This is a genomic window from Priestia sp. MDV22-iso46, from assembly GCF_058629175.1.
In genome coordinates this window covers 662,237-682,821 of record NZ_JBZVWT010000001.1, presented here as the reverse complement: position 1 = coordinate 682,821, position 20,585 = coordinate 662,237, and the positions used below count along the sequence as shown (strand labels likewise).

Genomic DNA, 20,585 nt, shown 5'->3' with positions numbered 1-20,585 from the left:
CATGAAAACGATTTACATAATGAATTATACAGAATAAAAAAACCGTGATATGCTTTTTTTAGAGAAAAAAGGAAGTGACCAACTGTGAGTTATACCGTAATTGGAACATCAGCTTTTCGCAAAACAAATGTTGCGCTTTTTGCAGCAGGCTTCAACACATTTTCGATTTTATATTGTACACAGGCCATTTTACCCGAATTTTCTAGAGAATTCGGGATATCCCCGGCGTTTGCCAGCTTGTCTCTTTCGTTAACAACCATTACGCTAGCGGTTAGTATGCTTTTTTTAGGTTCTTTATCAGAAGTGTGGGGACGAAAGAAACTGATGGGTCTATCGTTAATTTTTGCGTCATTGCTATGCATCATGACAGCATTTAGCTCTACCTTTGAAACGCTGTTAGTCTTTCGCGTCATTCAAGGAATCGTTTTAGCAGGGCTGCCTTCCGTGGCCATGGCTTACTTAGGAGAAGAAATTGAACCAGGGAGTTTAGGAAAAGCGATGGGGATTTATATAAGCGGCAACGCCTTTGGAGGCGTGGCGGGAAGGCTTATGACAGGGGTGCTCACGGAATATTTCAACTGGTCCGTAGCTCTTGATGTTGTAAGCGCAATCAGTTTATTAGCCACCTTTGTTTTTTTTATGAACTTGCCAGATTCACAAAACTTCACTTCAAGATCTTTTGAACTTCGTCAGCTTACCGGCTCTCTTCGCAGTCATCTTCAAGATAAAGGGATGCTTTGTCTTTTTGCTATTGGTTTTGCGCTGCTTGGGAGTAACGTAGCTTTATACAATTATATTGGATACGCTTTATCCGCTCCTCCGTATTCTTGGAATCATACGCTTGTAAGTTTTATTTTTGTTATTTTTTTTGTGGGAGTATTCAGCTCGGTCTGGATGGGGACGCTGGCGGATCGATACGGCCGGAAAAAAGTGTTGTTATGTACGATTGCTGTTACGCTTATAGGTTCCATCGTTACGCTGCATCCAGTTTTATGGATAAAAATTACTGGGCTATTGCTGCTGACTTTTGGCTTTTTCGGAAGTCATTCCATCGCAAGCAGCTGGGTGGGAAGAAGAGCCACTCATGACAAGGCTCAGGCTTCGTCTTTGTATTTGTTTTTTTACTATGCAGGATCAAGTGTTGGCGGGACAGTGGCTGGATTATGCTGGAGTGCGTACGGCTGGAAAGGTGTTATTGCTTTAATTGGTGTGTTTCTTACAACAGCCTTTTTCCTAGCTGTTCGTTTGTCAAAAATGCCGGCTCAGCAGACGCATGTTCACTAAAAAGACATGTATGACTATTGATTTAAAAAGACTTTCCACTCAGCGTGGAAAGTCTTTTTTTAGTTTAAAAGCTGAATAAAAAGCTCGGCTACTTTTTTATGAGCACTGTTAGCAGGATAGATATAAGAGAAACGGCGCTTAAAAGGAGCGGTGTTAACGTTGAGAATCGATAGGTGCTTTTGTTCTACATCTTCTTTAATAGCGCAAAGCGACAGCACAGACATTCCTAAATCGTGAACAATGGCTTCTTTAATTCCTTGATTGCTGCTGATCGTTAGCATGCTTTTCATTTTTAAACCGTTGGACATTAGAACGTGATCTAAATATTCTCTTGTTCCAGAGCCTTTTTCACGCGCTACCCACCGCTGATTTTGTAAATCATCGATTTCTATTTTTTTAAGCTGAGCTAAAGGGTGATCCACTGAAGCAACGATGGCAAGTTCATCGTCCATAAAGGATTGAATATGTAAGTCGGATTCTTCCGTGTGTCCTTCAATAAGCCCTACATCCACTTTGAAATGACGAACAAGCTGAGCAATTTCCTTTGTATTACCGATAGTCACTTCTACATCAATATCAGGATATTGTTCACGAAGCTTTGCTAAAAAAGAAGGAAGGATATATTCACCAATCGTAAAACTGGCGCCAATCGTTAGCATTCCTTTGACACGGTGATGGTGTTCATAAATATCTCGTTTCGTATGCTCATATATTTGAATCATTTGTTTAGCACGATCATATAAAATTTCGCCGCTGGGGGTGATTTTTAACATTTTAGGTGAACGTAGAAACAGGGAAGTTTGAAATTCTTTTTCGAGATTTTTGATGTGTACGCTTACGCTTGGCTGTGAAATCATTAATTTTTCCGCAGCTTTTGTAAAGCTTTGCTCTTCTACAACAGAAACAAACGTCTTTAATGCATCATAGTACATAGAGTATGGCTCCTTTTATATTAAAAAAATTAATTATAAACATTATAAAACATTATTATGGTAATAACTAGAGGTACTTGGTTAAGAAAAGTAAAACAAGGTGCTGACTTAAAGGAGTATGTTTGCTTATAACGAAGGCAGCCTGCGCAATTTGTTTACAGTTATTTTTATTTCATCTATAAAGCTATTAAACACTTTTTCGTCATCTGTTTGTAACAAAAGTAAAAAAAGTACTTGTTTTTCCCAAAAAACATACTATAATATTAACTGTAATACGATAAGTAATACAGTTAATACACCTAGTACACACATCATGATTTTGGGTAAATGAAGGGAGGCAGACTATGTTTGATTTAGATATTCGTAGTCGCAAGCCGATATACGAGCAATTAGTAGATAAATTGAAAGAGCTTATTATCCATGAAGTCTTTAAGGCCGATCAAAAGCTTCCATCTGTTCGGCTGTTAGCAAAAGAATTAACGATTAATCCAAATACAATTCAAAAAGCGTATCGGGAACTAGAACATCAGAATTATATTTATTCAGTTCCAGGCAAAGGAAGTTTTGTAACGCCTCAAGTTGATACACTAAATAACGAGAAGGTGAAAAAGATGAAAGAAGAATTAGTAAGGCTGTTGGCAGAAGCTATGTATTTAGGGATGGATAAAGATGAAATTCTATCACTTATTTCACAGGCTGAAAAAGCAGTAAAAGGAGGAAGCGATAGTGATTGAACTGAAGACGATAAAAAAAGAGTTTGAAGAAATGGAAGCTCTAAGAGACGTCACGCTTTCTATAAAAAAAGGATCTATTTACGGACTCCTTGGCTCCAACGGGGCAGGGAAAACAACGCTATTAAAAATCATTGCAGGTATTTACAAGCAAGATCACGGGAAAATCGCAATAGACGGCGAGGAAGTATTTGAAAACGTTGGCTTAAAAGAACGTCTTATTTTTATGCCAGATTCTCTTTATTTTTTCCCTCAAACAACGATTAAGCAATTAGCGTCTTTTTATAGAAGCGTCTATCCGACTTGGAACGAAGAGCGGTTTCAAAAATTAAAAGAAGCTTTCCCAATTCAATTACATAAAAAGGTACACAGAATGTCCAAGGGAATGCAGCGTCAAGTAGGTTTTTGGTTAGCGCTGTCTGCTATGCCTGATGTACTTATCTTAGATGAGCCGCTCGATGGGTTAGATGCGGTAATGCGTCAAAAAATTAAAAACCTTCTTGTTCAAGACGTGGCAGAACGGGAAATGACGATCTTAATTTCATCACATAACTTGCGAGAAGTGGAAGATCTTTGTGATCATGTAGGCATTTTGCATTACGGTCAATTATTAATTGAAAAAGAGCTGGATGATTTAAAATCAGACGTGCACAAAATTCAAGTTGCATTTGAAGGAGATGTGCCGCTAGCGCTTTATGACACGCTAGACATTTTATATCAAGAAAAACGAGGAAGCGTCTTGCTTTGTATTGTTCGAGGAAAAGAAAATCATTTAGTCAACAAAGTTCGATCGTATAAGCCTTTAATTTTTGACATCTTGCCACTTACGCTAGAAGAAATCTTTATTTATGAAATGGGGGATGTGGGTTATGCAATCGAAAACATCATCGTTTAACCGCGGCATGTGGATTCAATCCATGAGAAACGTGGGATGGATTGGGCTTGTCTACTTGTTAGTACTGCTGTTCGCTTTGCCTTTACAACTAATTTTCACTTTCACAGGAAAGGTAGAGCCTTATATAGAGAAACCAGATACGTTATTTAACGTATTGGATGGGCTGGAATTTGTGTTTATGTTTGTTGTACCAGTGTTACTTGGTATTTTCCTATTTAGATATATACAAACGAAGATTGCGGCTGACTATATTCATAGTTTACCAATTAAGCGTTCTACGCTGTTTCATCAAAATATGCTTCTGGGCGCGTTGGTTTTAGTTGTTCCTATTTTAATTACGGGAGTCGTTACTTTTGCCGTTAAAGGAGTTTTAACCGTTGAGGATGTTTATACAACAAGAGATGTTCTAAGCTGGGTCGGTTACAGTATTTTAATTAACTTATTTGTACTGACCGGAACTGTTTTAGCGGGAATGTTCACCGGAATGTCTGTCCTCCAAGGAATCTTTTTATATGTTCTATTTCTTCTACCCGGCGGAATCTCTTATTTAGCTATATCCAATGTAAAGTTTTACTGGTACGGCTATGCGTATGACTATTACGTGAACAAAAATGTTGACAGCCTTGTTCCGTTTTCACACGTAGCGCAAATGGTAGCTCATAAAAGCTTTTCTACTAGTGCATTTGTTTATATTGGACTCATTGTCTTATTTTACATCATTGCTTTAATCACCTACCAAAAAAGAAAAGTAGAAGCTGCTACGCAAACCATTTCAGTTAGCTGGTTAAAACCGGTATTCGTATACGGAGTAACCGCTTGTTCACTCATGTTAGGCGGATTTTACTTTATTAGCATGAAAGGTGAATTTTCATGGATGATCGTGGGCTATATTATTGGTTCATTAATAGGCTATACAGTTGCTCAAATCATTTTAAATAAAACGTGGCGTATCTTTACGAAATGGAAAGGGTATCTAGGCTTTGTTATAGCTGCAGCTATCGTTGGCTTTATCATTCATCTAGATGTGTTCGGCTATTCTACTAAAGTGCCAGCAGCTTCAGAGATTGAAAGTGTATATTTCGATGAAGATATATATCCATTGACTGATAAACCTGAAAACTATGCAAATGGAATGAATGGCTATTATGAAGCTCCATATTATTATACAAGTAAAGAAACGATTCAGAGTGTTCGTCAGCTGCAAAAACAAATTACAGCATCTAAAGATAAGAAGCTGGATCCTGATAAACAAAGTGAAATAGAAAGCAGAAACGGGAAAATGGCTGTATTTGCTTATAAATTAAAAAATGGAAAACAAATGGTCCGAGAATACTTTATTCCATTTTCAGACTATAAAGCTTTTTATAAAGAAATTGCAGAAACAAAAGAATACAAAGAAAATTTCCATCCGCTTTTACGAACAAAAAACACGAATAAAATTAAAAGCGTAAGTTTTTCTGTTCCAGGAAAGTCAAATTCCATTAATATTACAAATCCAGAAAAAGTGCAAGAGCTTATACACGTAGTCAAACAGTCGATGATGAACGAAACGTTTGATGAAATGTACAGCACAAAAGAAAGCTGGGCTTCAATTGAGTTTATGGATGGAAAAGGACAGTACGTACAAACTGCATCTTGGGATAAGTCGTATAGCGAAGTAGAAGCATGGCTGAAGAAAGAGCATTTATATGAACGTGCTCGCCTTATGCCAAAGGACGTAGAAAAAACCGAAGTGTTTAAAAATTCTTCTCATCTTAAAAACGACTATCGTCTTCAAGAAGATTTTACATCTCTAACGAAGGATGAAAAATCAATTAAAGTAAAAAACAATCAGCAGGTAGAAACACTTCTTCAACGTGCTAATTTACGAGACACAGGAGATTATCTTGTTGCTTTTTATTACAAAGATCAAGTAGATACTCCTCAGGTTTACATGTTGAATGAAAATGAGCTGCCAAACGAACTAAAAGAAAAACTAAAATAACAAGGGAGAACTTATTATGTGCGGCGAGGAATTGCAAGATTATTTAAATCAGGTGCTGGCTTATTTATTAAAAAATGGCGTGAATAGACAAGACGCCGAAGATATTACGCAAGAAGTAGCATTAAAATATTTAGAAAAACAAGAAATGGTCGATCCTGAAAAAATAAAAGCTTGGATGTTTCGCGTCGCATTAAATAAACGGTGTGATTTAGGAAGGCGTAAAATAGTGAAAGACCGCTATACGTCTTCTTACAAAGAAGAGCCCGTTATGTATACGCCTATTCAGCAGGTGCTTAGAAATGAAGAAGCGGCTGAATGTCAGGCGATTTTAAATAAATTGAATCCTAAGTATCGCAATTTGCTTCTATTAAAATATGGATTTGGATTTAAATATGAAGAAATTGCCGATTTATTAAATATGCAGATGACTACGTTAAAATCAGCTCTTTACCGTGCGCGCAAATACTTTGTAAAGGGATATAATGAAGTCATTTAATATAAATGAAACAGCAGCAGTTTGTGAAAAAGAACTTTTTTACACAAACTACTGCTGTTTTTTTCGTATTTTTCTTCTTTGGACGGCATAGATAATCAAACTGATCGCACAAAAAGCTAAAGTGATCTCAATCACATCAGTATAAGAAGATGTCGTATTAAAAAAGGAACCGAAAATAAATAAAGCGAGCGTCCAAATAAAACCGAAAGAAAATGAGACTTTAATATAATGCCGATGCTTCATTCCACTTGCTCCGAGAAAAAAAGGCATCACATGTCGCATTCCTGGTAAAAAGTAGCTTGCGATGATGGCATGAGATCCATATTCTTGAATCGTTCGCTCGACTTTCATTACATTTTTTTCCCATCGCGGGCGTTTTAGTAGCGCAAGCGCCTGAGTTGAAAAAAGACTGGCTATCAAAAACTTAAGATATAAGCTAATCATCATGCCGCTATACGTAAGTATAAAAGCTGGAATATACTGAACGGATGGAGATGTAGCCTGACTGCCCGCAAGCATAATATATACTGGGTCAGGAATAGGCGTAAGGTTGGCTCCGACTAAAATGATAAAAAAGAAATATCCGTAGCCTAATTGGTTAATGGCTCCGATAAGCTGATCAATCACGTTTTCTTCCTCCTTTCTTCATTAGAATACGAGAGAGTGACGCACAGTGTTCGCTCAAAATAAAAATAAAGTATAGGTACGCACAACTTAGAAAAAAAGAGTTATAATAAATAAGAATGTACGTTCTTCTTTCGGGGATTAATTATACAAGAAGAGGTGATAGTATGAAAATGATGTACCCTAAAAACGGCAAAGTTATTCTTCATATTGATGCCAATGCTTTTTATGCATCTGTTGAAACCGCACATGATCATACGCTCAAAGATAAGCCTCTTGCTATTGCTGGCAATCCAAAGGAACGAAGAGGAATTGTTGTAACCTGTAACTATATTGCTCGTAAACGCGGAGTATATGCGCCAATGCCTCTTTGGGAAGCGAAAAGAAAATGCCCTGAGCTGGTTGTTATAAAACCTAATTTTCCATTATATCGCCAAGTGTCCAAAAACATGTTTGATTATTTAGTAACCATTTCACCTCTTTTAGAGCCTGCTTCAATTGATGAAGGCTATTTGGATATTACAAACTGTGCTGAATTAGGCTCTCCTCTTGACATAGCAAAGTCAATTCAGCAGCATTTAATACAGACGCTGCAAATTCCTGTGTCAATTGGAATTGCGCCGAATAAATTTTTAGCCAAAACGGCAAGTGATATGCAAAAACCTTTAGGGATTACCGTCCTTCGAAAAAGAGATGTCCAAACAGTTCTTTGGCCAAAAGCTGTAGAGGAAATGCACGGAATCGGTAAAAAAACAGCTGAGAAGCTAAATGCGATTAAGATCGTGACCATCGGTGATCTAGCAAAAGCCGCTCCCGGTCTTCTTAAACAAACTCTTGGAGTAAAAGGAGAAGCTATGAGAGAACGAGCATGGGGCCAAGATGATCGACAGGTGAACCCTGATCGCCAATCACAGTTTAAATCTATTGGAAACTCTACGACGTTATCTCAAAATGCAGTAGATGAACATGAAGTTCTCCCTATTTTAAATAAACTATCGCATTCTGTAAGCTCTCGCATGAAAGCGAAAAAAGTTGTAAGCAAAACGATTCAATTAACGATACGATACAGTGATTTTAAAACCATTACTCGAAGCCAAACCATTTCAAAAGCAATTAGCAAGCCAAACGATCTTTTTCATTACAGTGCGGTATTATTTCAAAAGCATTGGAACGGAGAACCGATTCGTTTATTAGGCGTAGCTGCTCTTCAAGTGAGCCACCATCTCCAGGAAGAAGAACAGTTAGATTTGTTTACATATGGAGAGCAAGCAAAAAAAGAGCCTTTATACAAAGCGGTCGAAAGTTTACGTGAAAAATATGGAGATAACATTATTCAAAGCGGTTTAAAAAAACACAGAGGAAAAAAAGAGAGGTAACTCTCTTTTTTTGTATAAAATAATAGGTTTACACTCATTATAGAAGGGGAAGTACATTACTATCACGGTAATCAAAGTGATTACAAAATGAATTTGATTGCGACTTTTTTGATTGTCTGCAATGAAATTACATAAAATAATCTATGAGGTGATCTTATGTCAGACGTACTATTTACATCTAAAGCAACAGCAGTAGGAGGCCGAGATGGTCGAGTTAAATCAGATGATGGTATTATTGATTTAACCCTTGTAAATCCTTCTCCAAATAACAAAAAAGAAGGAACAAATCCCGAGCAGCTGTTTGCAGCAGGATATTCTGCTTGTTTTGACGGTGCTTTAAATTTAATTGCTAAAAAACAAAAAAAAGACATTGATTCGTCTATTACTGCAGAAGTAAGTCTACTAAAAGACCACACTGATGATGGCTTTAAAATTGGAGTGGTGTTAAACGCTCATATTAAAGGCGTTTCACAAGAAGTAGCTGAGAAGCTAGTAGAAGATGCACATCAATTCTGCCCGTATTCTAAAGCAACGCGTGGAAATGTTAACGTAACGTTAAATACAACGGCTGAGTAAATAAAAAACGCTTGGATTTTTCTTAAATCCAGGCGTTTTTTTATGTGCAATTTTATATGGTCTATTTTTGATTGTACGTATGCAATGATTGCAATAACTCCTGCAGGATTTCTTTTAGCTTTTCTAATTCTCCTTGTGACTTATTCGTCATACTAAAAACTTCTTCTGGAATATGACAAGCTTTATCACGTAATTTTTTTCCTTTTTCGGTTAAACTAATAAAAACAACGCGTTCATCTTCATGAGAACGCTGGCGAATCACTAATTCTTGATCCTGCATTCTTTTTAGCATAGGAGTAAGGGTACCTGAATCCAAATACAGAAGTTCGCCCATTTTTTTCACGCTGAGTGTTTCATGTTCCCATAAAACAAGAAGGGCTAAATACTGCGGATAGGTTACTCCTAATTTATCCAGCAGCGGCTTGTACACCTTTGTAATTTCTCGAGACGTGGCGTAAATTGAGAAACAAAGCTGATTTTCTAGCTGCAGCTGCTTATAAAGTTGTTCCATTCATGTTGCCTCCAGTCTATTGTTTTTTATTTAATTATACACAATTAAATAGTGGTGTCCAATAACGCTGGATGAAAAAGTAATCAAGCTGTAAATAAAAAATGGGAATTTTACATATACTAAGAAAAAAAGGGAGCTGTGCACATGTATTTTGCAAAAAAAGCCGTAGAAGAAGAAGTAGATCAAATGATGGATACGACTGTATATGCGTGTCAATCTGAATCATGTAATGGGTGGATGAGAGAAGATTTTGTTACGGTTGATTATAACTGTCCGATGTGCGGAACGGAAATGTCGCAGGAAGTACGCGAGCTGCCGAAAATTAAGTACGATCACCAATTTTATAATAAATAAAAAAAGAAGCAACTGCTTCTTTTTTTATTTTTCACTAAAATTTCATTAAGCTGCGCTAGACTAAGAACCAACATACTATGAAGGTGAGGAATATCAGAATGAATCAAGGGAACTTTTTAAAAGGTTTATTTTGGGGAACCTTATTTAGTATTCCTATTTGGATTTCATTGTTTGGCTGGTTCCGCATTTTATCACATCTTGCATAGTTTCGTTTTATAAACCGTCATACGCGCCCTTATCTTTCTATTTCCGCTATAATAAAGGTGATAGAAAAAATAAGGAGCTGTTCTCTATGATTCAATATAAAACGGAGCAAATGACAGTTTTTGAAAGCGCGCTATTTCAAACAACATCTGCAGTGATTGAAACAAAAGACTGTGTCATTGTTGTTGATCCAACATGGCTTCCTCACGAAATTAATGAAATTAAACAGCATGTTCAAGAGATCTTAAATCATCGCAAACTGTATGTGTTTTTTACTCATGGAGATTTTGATCACGTCATTGGGTATGGGGCTTTCTTAGAATTAAATGCCACCTTTATCGGCAGCAAATTTTTAGAACATCACCCGGACAAAGAAGAAAAAGTTCAAATGATTAAGCAGTTTGATCATGACTATTATATAAAAAGATCCCATGATATTATATTCCCAGAGTTAGATATTGTTGTAACCGAAAATGAACAGCATATTACTTTAGGTGAAACATCCATTACCTGTTATTTTGCAAAAGGTCATACAAATGATGGGCTATTTATGATTGTCGATGATTCGATATGGATTGCAGGGGATTATTTATCGGATTTTGAATATCCCTACATATATGAAAGTGTAAACGATTACCGCGACACGCTTGCTACTGCGCGACACATTTTAGCTAAGCACCAAAATCTAACGCTAGTTCCCGGGCACGGGAAAACGACACATCACCGAGTTGAAATTCAAAGACGGGTGGAGATGGCCAGCTCTTATTTAGATGAACTGCAAGCTGCAGTGAAAGAAAACAATAAAGAAGCGCTCGATAAGCTAAACGACAAATTGGCATTTCCATCTGATTTCACGGCACAATGTCATCAGAAAAACGTTGAAATTATGAAAAGAGAATTGCTGTTATAGAAATCGAGTGTACAGTCATCCCGTCGATATTAAAAGTAAGAAACCGCATCTTCTGTTGGAGATGCGGTTTCTTACTTTCCTTTATTTATCAATTAAATGAAACTTTTTCCTTTTCTATCCGTTTATATAAATAAGAAATTATTTTATTTATAAAGGAGTATGACAATGGGGAAAAACGGTTGTGTAAAATGTGGACATACAGAAGCACAAACAAAAGAAATTGCTACAACGGGAACGGGACTGTCTAGATACTTAGACGTTCAGCACAATCACTTTACAGTGGTATATTGCACGAACTGCGGATATTCAGAGCTATATAATAAATCATCTTCAAGAGGCAGCAATATTATTGACTTATTTTTTGGAGGATAAAGATGAGTATCGACTTTATTGAAATCCACAAAGACAGGCGCGCTTCCTATTTGAACCTGCTATTAATAGGGGATGAAGACGAAAAAGTGGTGAAGTCGTATATAAATGAAGGTTCCTTATTTACCATTGTGTATGAAAAGAAGGAGATAGGAGTTGTGCAGTGCCTCATCGATGAAGAGGAATCGGCAGTAGAAGTAAAGAATATTGGTTTAAAAAAAGCATACAGAGGAAAAGGAATCGGCAGCAAAGTCATTAAAAAGTTAGAAGCATTGTATGAGTGTAACCATTATTCTAAAATGATTGTAGGAACAGCGGACTCCAGTCTTGAAAACATAGCATTTTATAAAAAGGCAGGCTTTTATCAAAGTGGTGTCAAAAAGAATTTCTTTTTGCAGTACGTTCCACCCATTTACGAGAATGGCTTGCAAGCTATCGATATGATTATGTTTGAAAAAAAATTAAAAAGCAGAAGCGACTAACACGCTTCTGCTTTTAGTGATTAATCTAAAATTTGAAGTTTTACCGTTTTGCGTCCCCAATTTAAAGCTGAGCTTTGAGATGCCATAAATAAATCAACGCGAGTACCTTTAATGGCACCACCAGTATCTCCAGCAATTGCTTCTCCGTAACCTTCTACGTATACGCGAGAACCTAATGGAATCACGCGAGGATCCACTGCAATTACTTTTCGATTAGGATTTGACCTTAGGTCGATGCCTGTAGCAGTGATTCCACTGCAGCCCGCACAGTAAGCAGTATAAGCTGTTGCTTCAACCGTAATCTCTTTTGAAACCGACTTGCTTTCTTGCGCTGGAGCAGGTGCCGGCGTTGAAGTTGACGGTGTTGATGGTTTCGCCTGAGCTGCAGCTTGTCCGCCTACTTGTAGCACTTGATTAATGTAAATCGTATTAGACGATAAGTTATTCCATTGTTTTAATTGAGAAATTGAAATGCCGTGGCGCTGCGCTACGCTCCACATTGTATCTCCAGGCTGAACTTTGTAACTTTTACTGTTGCTGGGAGCCGGGGATGCTTGCGTTTCGTTTGTTTTTTCTTGTACAGGTGCTGAAGGTGATGATGAAACAGTTCCTGTTCCGCTTATTTTTAGTACTTGATTCACATAAATTAAATGACTAGATAAGTTATTCCACTTTTTTAGCTGCTGTACAGAAGTACCGTTGTTTTTAGCGATACGATAAAGCGTGTCGCCTGATTTTACTGTATATGTATGATTTGAAGATGTCGTAGTTGGAGTTGAACTAGATGGAGAGTCAGTAGATGTAGATCCAATTTGTAATGTTTGGTTTGCATAAATTAATGTGGAAGAAAGACCGTTCCACTTTTTTAAGTCTTCAACTGTTACATTATGCTGCTGTGAGATGCTGAATAACGTTTCTCCAGCTTTTACTTTATGCGTGTCTGTGTCAGCAGATGCTGCGTCTGCAATTCCAATTGATACTAAAGCTGTGGCCCCTAGTGTAAAAATGTGTTTTTTCATCTAATATTTCTCCTTTATTTCCAATAGTTGTCTCTTATTCTATCAGCAATATGTAACAAACTCATGACAAAATGGTGGGTTTTATATTACAAGTTTGTAACAATACGTCTAAAGATATAGAAAAAACGCGGTTTTTTTACGATTATGATGAAAAAAGTCTTAATACGTCTATAGAGATAGAATAGTAAAAAAGGTATTCTACTTTTATAAAAATGAAAAGGAAAGAAGCTATGCTATATTCAAATGACATGATAGAATAGACAAGTTAGAAATGAACGGATAAAAAGGGAGTTAGACATCTATGGAAAAACGCTCTATCTCTTCATATTTAAAAGCATGGGTGCGCGCACTTTCAATTGAGATTAATTATATGAAGAAACACGGCGGAGAAAAGTATACGGTAGGAAAAGGAGAGTACTTAGGGCAGCAGGGAGATGCGTATCTTTACCGGTTTGAACGCACAGCCGATTTATACCTTTTTGATGGAGCTCAGGTACGTCTTATCCACCAGCATAAAGAAAGTAAAGGAGAAGTTATCGGAACAGAAGGATTTGATTTGTACCTTAAAATAGATGCATTTATTGGACAAGAAGTAGACGAACTCGATATATATAACGAACCATGGGAATTATTGCAGGCTCTCATTGATAGACTCACGGAAGCAAAAGATTACAAGCAAAAAATAGTAAGAATCAAACGTCTTATGAGAGGTGATAGTCCTGTTCGTCATAAGGAGTATACGTCTAAGAACGCTCTTCATGAAGTGTTGCTGCGAGCGCGTTATAACCGTACTACGTATATTTGGGGTCCTCCTGGAACTGGAAAAACATATACGCTATCCAAAATCGCGGCAAGCTATTACCGGAAATCAAAGCGGATTCTTTTATTATCTCACAGTAATGCAGCGGTGGACGGTTTGCTGCAAGAAACTGCGCGTCAGTTAAAAAAGAAAGAAGCTTGGAAAAAAGGAAAACTCATTCGATACGGAGCAACAAAAAGCAGCGGCTTAGAAAATATAAAAGTAGAAGAAGTCATTGGAGAAGATGATCCGGATTTAGCTCAGGAGATGCGTGATCTACAAGAAGAACGAGTTTACTTAAGCAGGTATCCCAATAGAGCTCACCAGCTTCAGCAAGTTAACAAAAAGCTAAACGCCCTTCGTAACAAGTGGATTGAAGCGGAGAAAAATGTTTTTGATCAAGCGTATATTGTAGGCACTACTTTATCAAAAGCGGCTATTGACCGATTACTTTATCAAAGTGAATTTGATATGGTTGTGGTAGATGAAATTAGCATGGCATATGCACCGCAAATTGCTTTTGCAGCTACGTTAGGAAAACGAATTGTCGTATGCGGCGATTTTAAACAGCTTCCCCCGGTATCTCAATCTTCTCATGCTGAAGTGAAGAAGTGGCTGCAGCGAGATTTATTTGAGCAGACAGGTCTTGTAGAGCAAGTAGAAAGAGGTGAGATACACCCGCATCTTTTTATGCTGACGAAGCAAAGAAGAATGCATAAAGATATCTCGGCTTTTACAAATCGCTATATTTACAGTAATCGAGTAGGGGATCATCCATCTGTCACAACAAGTCGAGAAGTAGTAGCAAGCAGCCGGCCATTTGCTCATGAAGCAGCGCTTATGCTTAACATTGGTCAGTTGCATTCTTCCGCTATGCGAGATGTCGCTTCCGGCTCACGCTACAATGTGATAACGGCTGTTTTGGCGGTAAGTTTGATGCTGCGGGCACGCAAAGCTTCTTCGGCTACTATTGGCTATGTGACTCCTTATAAGTCTCAAGCTAAATTGATCAATGCATTTCTTCAAGATATTGAACCAGCTAGCGATATAATTGCAGCAACCGTACACAAATTTCAAGGCGCAGAACGAGATATCATGATTTTTGATACGGTCGATACAAAGCCGCAGTCAAAACCAGGTTTACTTTTAACAAATGAAAATAGCGACCGATTGGTAAATGTAGCGGTGACGCGTTCAAAAGGAAAATTTATGATGCTTTCAGACGAGTCGTTTGCCCAGCAGCGTGTACCAAAGGAGCGAGCGTTATGGAAGTTGGTCAACCACTTTAACGAAAATCAAAAAGTATACCAACCTCAGCAATTTTTAAAAGAAGTCATTCAGCATCCTAAATTGATTTGGTACCATCCATCGAACAGCAATCAGTTAAAAAAAGACTTATATCAAGCTCGGCAGCAGATTTTGTTGTGTATTCCTTATGCTTCCCTTGTTCCTCAAGAAATACGGGATGTGTTACATTCATTTAAAGGTGAAGTGACCGTTCTTACTCGTGAACCAACAGAAGTTCGAATTGACGGTGCTCATGTCATTTCATCTGCTGTTCCGATGTCACTGCTTATCATCGATGAATCCACTATATGGATCAATATGCCTTATGGCGGAAAGAATGAAGCATTTATGGCAGCTAGAATTGAATCAAAGCTAGGCGCTAAACAGCTTCTTCGGTCAATTGACTTTGCCGAAGATAAAACAAGAAATCAAGAAACGAAAATGTATATAGAAACAAATAAACCACAATATTCTTTGAACAATTACCTTCGCAGCTGGGATCGCTGTGAATCTTGTCAGCATATGCGAGAAGTAGAGATAACAAAAAAAGGAAAAGTAAGGTTTATTTGCTATTATTGCGGGAAAACAAGTGGGGCAACACGTTTATTAGTGGAAAAATATTTAAACTACGTACATGCTGTATGTAAAGCATGCAAGCAGCCAATGAACGTAGAGTATGATGAAAATAAAGGCGTCTATGCATGTTGTCCATCGTGCAAAAAGGAAGTTTTGCCTAGAGATTTATTGTAACTTTAGGAAAAGGGCGTGATCTTATCGTTTATTCTCGTAATATAGCGGCTTTAGCTGATTGTTTGCTAGAAGGAAACGTTCAAAAAAGCTGGCTGCTCATTGCTATATATATAGAAGAAGGCCATTCTTCAACTGACGTATACACGTTTCTGACAGAAGCAATGTACGAGATAGGGAAAAGGTGGCAAGAAAATAAAATTTCAGTCGCGGACGAGCATCTGGCTACTGCAACCTGTGACTATGTGTTAACTCGCTTTCAGCTATCACAGCATCAATTGCTTCAGCGCCATCGAGCACTTCTTTTTTGCATTGAAGGAGAAGAGCATTACTTAGGTATTAAAATGATTGCAGGACTTATGAGAGAACAAGGATGGGAAGTTAAAAATTTAGGAGCAAACTTGCCGCTGCCGTTTGCTCTAAAAAGCATTGAAAGATGGGACCCTGATGTAGTGTGCTTATCTGTCTCACAAGTGCATTTGCTGCCTGATTTACAAAAATACATTGCTGAGATTGAAAACATGCCGCAAAGTCCTCTTGTATTAGTGGGCAGCAGGCTTCTCAACAAGCACGATTTGTCGGCTTCAGGATCTTCAAGAACCATATTCATTAATCATATTCAAGCTTTTAAAGACTGGCTTCTAATCAACAATAAAGAAAGTTCGACGCAAGATAAAATGTTAGCAATGGGGGAAGAAATATGATCAGTTTGCCGATTCAACACATTCCGGTTCCAATGTTTTTACTCAATAAAGACAACGAAATAATTGAATTTACACCAAGCGTCACGAAAAATTTCCCGCCTGTTCAGAACTTTTTAGATCTAGTTGATGAAGACAGCCAAGAAAAAGTAAAAAGAGCACTCCAGGGAAAGGAAGAAGTGCAAATCGAAGTAAATATGCGCACGTTTTCTAACCCGGTTGCTCTTTTTGATTTTCATTTTAAGCCTGAAGCCTATCATTCGCTGCACGCTGTTTTCTGCTATCCTATTCATGAGCATATGACGAGTGTTCAATCAACTCTTCAACAGTTTCGCTCTATGCTTATGCAAGACTCATCACAAGTGAACCAAGATTTTTCAGTCAGGGAAACAGATGTAGAAACGGCGAAAAAAATGCAGCTAGTTGATCTTCAGCGTCATTTTCGAGAAATGAAAACAAATGTGCTAACTATTCAAGACCTCCTAAGTATTATCCGCTCCGACGTAATTGAAGCAGGAAAAGGAGAATATATTGAATTGGTCTCTACACATTTGTTTGACATCCAAGATGTAATTAATCAGGAGCTTGAATGTTTAAGGCAGAAGAACAAAGTACATTAAGAAAGCGGCAATCGGATTTCTACCGTTGTTCCTTTTCCTTCTTCACTATCATACGAAATGCTTCCTTTATGATTACTAATGATTTTGTGACTCACCATCAATCCTAATCCTGTTCCTTTTTCTTTTGTTGTATAGAAAGGCTCGGTAATTCGTGTTAATCGATCTTTCGGCATGCCTTTTCCTTCATCTATCACTTGGACGACTACTTGATTTGTATCTGGATCAAATTTAGATACCACCAGAATAGACCCGGGGTCATCCATCGCTTCAATAGAATTTTTCACCATGTTGATAAATACTTGTTTCATATCTTTTTCAATACAATGAACAACAGGTAATTTTTCTTCAAAATCTGTTGAAATAGTAATGTTTTTAAGAATGGCCTGTGTATGCAGCAGCGTACATACGTCTTGAAGAATTAAATTTATCTGTTTATTTTCATATTTTACGACTTCGGGTTTGGCTAGAATGAGCAGTTCGCTAATGATCAGTTCTAAGCGGTTAAACTCGGACATCATGACATCCATATATTCTTTTTTATACGTTTCTTCTTGCATCATAAGCTGTAAAAAGCCCTTTAATGATGTAAGAGGGTTTCGTATTTTATGGGCAATGCCAGCAGCCAGCTGTCCAAGTGCTGACAGCATCTCTGAATTTTTGAGCATCATTTCCGACTGTTTGCGCTGTGAAATGTCTTCGCTTAACCCAATGTAATGGATGATTTCATCCTGATCATTTTTAACAGGCATTAAGGCTAACTGTTCCCAAACGGTTTCTCCGCCTTCTTGAACGTAGGAAATTTCTCCGTTCCATTTTTCTCCTCTGTATACTTCATTCCAAATCTTAGGGAATCTTTTAACCCCCAGATTTTTTGTATATAAGTCATAAAGGTGTAAACCAAATACTTCCTGCGGCGCATGCTTTTGTTCCATGAACTTTTGATTAATGTACTTAATTTTACCTTGATGATCGGTAATAAAAATGCCCGTAGGACTGTGAGCAACTGCAAATGATGTAATAGCCAATTCTTCATTTGACCGTTTAATTTCTGTAATATTAATAAACGTAATAACTACACCGTTAATTAAATTCTCATTTGTACGATAAGGCATCATTTTCATGCTGTACCATTGGTTATCGTAGCTTTGAATTTCTTTTTGAAGGGTGTTATTTGTTCTTAAAACGTGCATTGCGTCCTCGATTAGATGGTCATATCTAAAGTTATGCGAAATATGAAAGAAAGGTCTTCCGATATCTTGATGAAGAACGTTGATCACTGTTTTCGTTTCCGGCGTAAATAATTTAATATTCAGCTGCTCGTCTAAAAAAATGGTAGCAATAGTTGTGCTGATTAATAAATTATCGATATCGTTGTTTAAGTCCGTTAATTCTTCAATCTTTCGCTCGTACTGGTTGTTAACACTAATTAACTCTTCATTAACAGACTGCAATTCTTCATTTGTGGACTGCAGCTCTTCGTTGGAAGCAATCAGTTCTTCGTTCGTGGACTTTAGCTCCTCATTTGCTGTTTCTAGCTCTTCAATCGTCGTTTGCAAATGCTGCTGCGTATAATGAAGCTCTTGCTCTAAATCTACTACAAGCTCACTAATAGAGCTTGTTTGATTAAGAAACATGGGCTCTCCCTTATCAATAATGGCACTATCTGTCTGTTCATCAAACATAAGTAAGTAAAGAGAGTGATTTGTTGGAAGAGCAGATATCGTAATATTAAAGCGGCGCTGCACGTTGTTTATGACAAACTCAATGTGCTGACAGCATACGCTCATAACTTGCTCTTTTACGCGTTTAATAGCTGCTCCAATGGCTAAAGAGACGTGAACAGGAACCATTTTGAAAATTGTATAATTAATTTTCCCTACAGGAACGTTAATAAGCTGAGTCGCTTCTTTTGAACAAAATATCACTTCGTTGTATTCATTTAATACGAGACAAGGGCTCATAAAGTGATCAATCATTGACTGATACATCTCATCTAATTTAAGCGAAGGAAGAGGCTTATAAAGTTGACTTGGCAGCGGCACGCTAGAAAAATCACCTTCATGCAAGTTGGATTTTGAAAGATTAAAAGCTCCCGTAATTTGTCGGCTGGGCTGTCCGGAACGCTTAAATATTTTCCACTTACTGTTGATAGGGCGGAACAAATCAGACAAGTTTCCCGTTGTTTCGCTAGGGCCTAAAAAAAGTACGCCTTCTTCTGTCAAAGAAAAATGAAAAAGAGACAGAATGCGCTGCTGCAGTTCAGCTTGGAAGTAAATCATCATATTTCGACAGCTAATTAAATCAACGTTTACAAAAGGCGAGTCTTTTCCTATATTATGGGGGGCAAAAACAATCATTTTGCGGATTGTTTTTTTAACTTGATAACTCCCGTGTTTTGTTTGCTCAAAATATTCATTAATCTGAGCTGCTGAGAAGGAATGAACTTCCGCTTCTTCATAAATACCTTGACTAGCTCTTTTGATTGCATGACGATCGATGTCCGTAGCAAAGATTCGGACATCGAAATAACGGTTGATTGTTGATAAATAGTCATGAAGCAAAATAGCTAATGTATATGCTTCTTGACCAGTAGAACAACCTGCTACCCAGATGCGGATTTCATCTTCTTGACTATGAATCTTTCTTTCAACTAATTGAGGGATGACTTGTTCTTCAATAATAGAGAATGCTTCTTTATCTCTAAGAAATTGTGTCACTCCAATCAGCAAGTCTCGCTGCAGTTCGACGATTTCTTCGGCTTCTTTACATAAATAGTCCCGGTATTCTTCCATCGTTTGAGAGGGCGGATCGAGTAAAGCCATTCTCTTTTCAAGTCGTCGCAGCACTGTATTTTTTTTGTACATAGAGAAGTCGATGCCTGTTTTCTTCTTTATTAATGAATAAATGTATTGCAGCGTTTCTTCATTATATGTAAATTCAGTTTGGCTGACATGCGTTTGCACAAGGTCAGGCATATCAGCAGGAGAAAGAATATAATCAGCAAGGTGTGCATCAATAGCGCTTAGGGGCATATCTCTGTACTTTGCTGTGCTTTCATCTTGTACAAGTACAGTTCCGCCATACTCTCGTATCGTTTTTGCTCCTCCTGTTCCATCATTTCCTTTTCCCGATAAAATAATGGCTGTGCACCGGTGTTTTTTTGCAGCAGCCAGAGAATGAAAAAAGGCGTCAATCGGATACTTTACCTGATCATTTTCTTCATAAGGACGAAGGCGAAGAGTATGATCAACAACGGTCACATAATGATGGGGAGGATTTAAATAAATTGTGTCTTCTTGTAAAGTCATCCCGTCTTGTGTCAGTTTGATATTCATTCCTGTTTTTTTTGCTAAAAGTTCTGGCATAAAACTTTTATATTTAGAGGAAAGGTGCTGTACGATAATAAACGCCATTCCATTTGGTGAAGGCATATTAGCGAAAAACTGCTCAATAGCTTCTAACCCACCGGCAGAAGCGCCAATTCCCACAACGTGTAAATCCTGTTTCTCTATTCCTTCTGTAGACGATGGAACTGTAGAAAACGAGTTGTTCTTCATAATAGAACCTCCAATAATGTTTAGACACTTCGTAGATTGTATGTCGTTTTGTCTATTTTAATGTCGACAGCACAGCGTGGTTTACATCAAAAGTAAATTTTTTTAAAAAAACCAAGATGCTGGTACA

At 37.6% G+C, this 20,585-nt stretch carries 19 protein-coding genes; 14 read left to right on the top strand and 5 right to left on the bottom strand.

Features of this window, described 5'->3' with window-relative positions; translation table 11 throughout:
- Nucleotides 1-84 precede the first annotated feature (84 nt).
- Nucleotides 85-1,284, top strand: a complete 1,200-nt coding sequence (locus tag AC4NPH_RS03595) for an MFS transporter (RefSeq protein WP_013056967.1) — start codon at nucleotides 85-87, stop codon at nucleotides 1,282-1,284.
- Between the two features lie 59 nt (nucleotides 1,285-1,343).
- Here AC4NPH_RS03595 and AC4NPH_RS03590 read toward each other — a convergent pair whose 3' ends face one another.
- Complete coding sequence (locus tag AC4NPH_RS03590) at nucleotides 1,344-2,216, bottom strand: selenium metabolism-associated LysR family transcriptional regulator (RefSeq protein WP_013056968.1); 873 nt, start codon at nucleotides 2,214-2,216, stop codon at nucleotides 1,344-1,346.
- Nucleotides 2,217-2,560: 344 nt separating this feature from the next.
- On the opposite strand from AC4NPH_RS03590, the gene AC4NPH_RS03585 reads away from it, so the two are divergent.
- From AC4NPH_RS03585 to AC4NPH_RS03570, 4 genes are read left to right on the top strand one after another with little or no spacing between them, the layout of a single operon-like run.
- On the top strand, nucleotides 2,561-2,950 hold the full coding sequence (locus AC4NPH_RS03585) for a GntR family transcriptional regulator (RefSeq protein ID WP_013056969.1): 390 nt from the start codon (nucleotides 2,561-2,563) through the stop codon (nucleotides 2,948-2,950).
- Nucleotides 2,943-3,842 (top strand): ABC transporter ATP-binding protein, encoded by a 900-nt coding sequence (locus AC4NPH_RS03580; protein WP_098196462.1) that lies wholly within the window; start codon nucleotides 2,943-2,945, stop codon nucleotides 3,840-3,842. Before AC4NPH_RS03585 ends, AC4NPH_RS03580 begins: the two co-directional genes overlap by 8 nt.
- Entirely contained in the window at nucleotides 3,817-5,826 is a 2,010-nt protein-coding gene (locus tag AC4NPH_RS03575) for a DUF6449 domain-containing protein (protein ID WP_063671528.1), read from the top strand. The genes AC4NPH_RS03580 and AC4NPH_RS03575 overlap by 26 nt, the downstream gene beginning before the upstream one ends.
- A 16-nt stretch (nucleotides 5,827-5,842) precedes the next feature.
- Nucleotides 5,843-6,322 carry an RNA polymerase sigma factor gene (locus AC4NPH_RS03570; protein WP_098314916.1) on the top strand — a complete coding sequence of 160 codons (480 nt, stop codon included), beginning with the start codon at nucleotides 5,843-5,845 and terminating at the stop codon, nucleotides 6,320-6,322.
- Between the two features lie 48 nt (nucleotides 6,323-6,370).
- Here AC4NPH_RS03570 and AC4NPH_RS03565 read toward each other — a convergent pair whose 3' ends face one another.
- Complete coding sequence (locus tag AC4NPH_RS03565; RefSeq protein ID WP_016764043.1) at nucleotides 6,371-6,949, bottom strand: DedA family protein; 579 nt, start codon at nucleotides 6,947-6,949, stop codon at nucleotides 6,371-6,373.
- Between the two features lie 164 nt (nucleotides 6,950-7,113).
- Between AC4NPH_RS03565 and AC4NPH_RS03560 the strand changes: the two genes are divergently transcribed.
- On the top strand, nucleotides 7,114-8,322 hold the full coding sequence (locus tag AC4NPH_RS03560; protein ID WP_098314917.1) for a DNA polymerase IV: 1,209 nt from the start codon (nucleotides 7,114-7,116) through the stop codon (nucleotides 8,320-8,322).
- Nucleotides 8,323-8,478: 156 nt separating this feature from the next.
- Nucleotides 8,479-8,898, top strand: coding sequence for an organic hydroperoxide resistance protein (locus AC4NPH_RS03555; protein WP_098314918.1), 420 nt, complete (start codon nucleotides 8,479-8,481; stop codon nucleotides 8,896-8,898).
- 61 nt (nucleotides 8,899-8,959) lie between these two features.
- Here the strand turns inward: AC4NPH_RS03555 and AC4NPH_RS03550 are convergent, their stop codons facing one another.
- Entirely contained in the window at nucleotides 8,960-9,409 is a 450-nt protein-coding gene (locus tag AC4NPH_RS03550; RefSeq protein WP_098314919.1) for a MarR family winged helix-turn-helix transcriptional regulator, read from the bottom strand.
- Between the two features lie 144 nt (nucleotides 9,410-9,553).
- Here AC4NPH_RS03550 and AC4NPH_RS03545 point away from each other — a divergent pair, with 144 nt between their 5' ends.
- From AC4NPH_RS03545 to AC4NPH_RS03530, 4 genes are all read left to right on the top strand, one after another.
- Complete coding sequence (locus AC4NPH_RS03545) at nucleotides 9,554-9,763, top strand: cold-shock protein (protein WP_013056977.1); 210 nt, start codon at nucleotides 9,554-9,556, stop codon at nucleotides 9,761-9,763.
- A gap of 292 nt (nucleotides 9,764-10,055) precedes the next feature.
- A complete protein-coding gene (locus AC4NPH_RS03540; RefSeq protein WP_098287488.1) occupies nucleotides 10,056-10,877 on the top strand; it encodes an MBL fold metallo-hydrolase in 822 nt (273 codons plus the stop codon).
- Between the two features lie 165 nt (nucleotides 10,878-11,042).
- Nucleotides 11,043-11,249: a zinc ribbon domain-containing protein gene (locus AC4NPH_RS03535; protein ID WP_013056980.1), complete on the top strand. Its 207-nt coding sequence runs from the start codon at nucleotides 11,043-11,045 to the stop codon at nucleotides 11,247-11,249.
- Nucleotides 11,250-11,251: 2 nt separating this feature from the next.
- Nucleotides 11,252-11,728, top strand: coding sequence for a GNAT family N-acetyltransferase (locus AC4NPH_RS03530; RefSeq protein WP_098314920.1), 477 nt, complete (start codon nucleotides 11,252-11,254; stop codon nucleotides 11,726-11,728).
- Between the two features lie 20 nt (nucleotides 11,729-11,748).
- Here the strand turns inward: AC4NPH_RS03530 and AC4NPH_RS03525 are convergent, their stop codons facing one another.
- Nucleotides 11,749-12,747 (bottom strand): LysM peptidoglycan-binding and 3D domain-containing protein, encoded by a 999-nt coding sequence (locus AC4NPH_RS03525; protein ID WP_053487260.1) that lies wholly within the window; start codon nucleotides 12,745-12,747, stop codon nucleotides 11,749-11,751.
- 301 nt (nucleotides 12,748-13,048) lie between these two features.
- On the opposite strand from AC4NPH_RS03525, the gene AC4NPH_RS03520 reads away from it, so the two are divergent.
- The 3 genes from AC4NPH_RS03520 to AC4NPH_RS03510 are packed head-to-tail and all read left to right on the top strand — an operon-like array spanning nucleotide 13,049 to nucleotide 16,901.
- Nucleotides 13,049-15,583, top strand: a complete 2,535-nt coding sequence (locus tag AC4NPH_RS03520) for an AAA domain-containing protein (protein WP_013056983.1) — start codon at nucleotides 13,049-13,051, stop codon at nucleotides 15,581-15,583.
- A complete protein-coding gene (locus AC4NPH_RS03515) occupies nucleotides 15,577-16,284 on the top strand; it encodes a cobalamin B12-binding domain-containing protein (RefSeq protein WP_306471695.1) in 708 nt (235 codons plus the stop codon). Before AC4NPH_RS03520 ends, AC4NPH_RS03515 begins: the two co-directional genes overlap by 7 nt.
- On the top strand, nucleotides 16,281-16,901 hold the full coding sequence (locus AC4NPH_RS03510) for a hypothetical protein (RefSeq protein ID WP_013056985.1): 621 nt from the start codon (nucleotides 16,281-16,283) through the stop codon (nucleotides 16,899-16,901). The genes AC4NPH_RS03515 and AC4NPH_RS03510 overlap by 4 nt, the downstream gene beginning before the upstream one ends.
- Here AC4NPH_RS03510 and AC4NPH_RS03505 read toward each other — a convergent pair.
- Nucleotides 16,898-20,458 (bottom strand): CheR family methyltransferase, encoded by a 3,561-nt coding sequence (locus tag AC4NPH_RS03505; protein WP_098314921.1) that lies wholly within the window; start codon nucleotides 20,456-20,458, stop codon nucleotides 16,898-16,900. The genes AC4NPH_RS03510 and AC4NPH_RS03505 overlap by 4 nt on opposite strands.
- Between the last annotated feature and the right edge of the window lie 127 nt (nucleotides 20,459-20,585).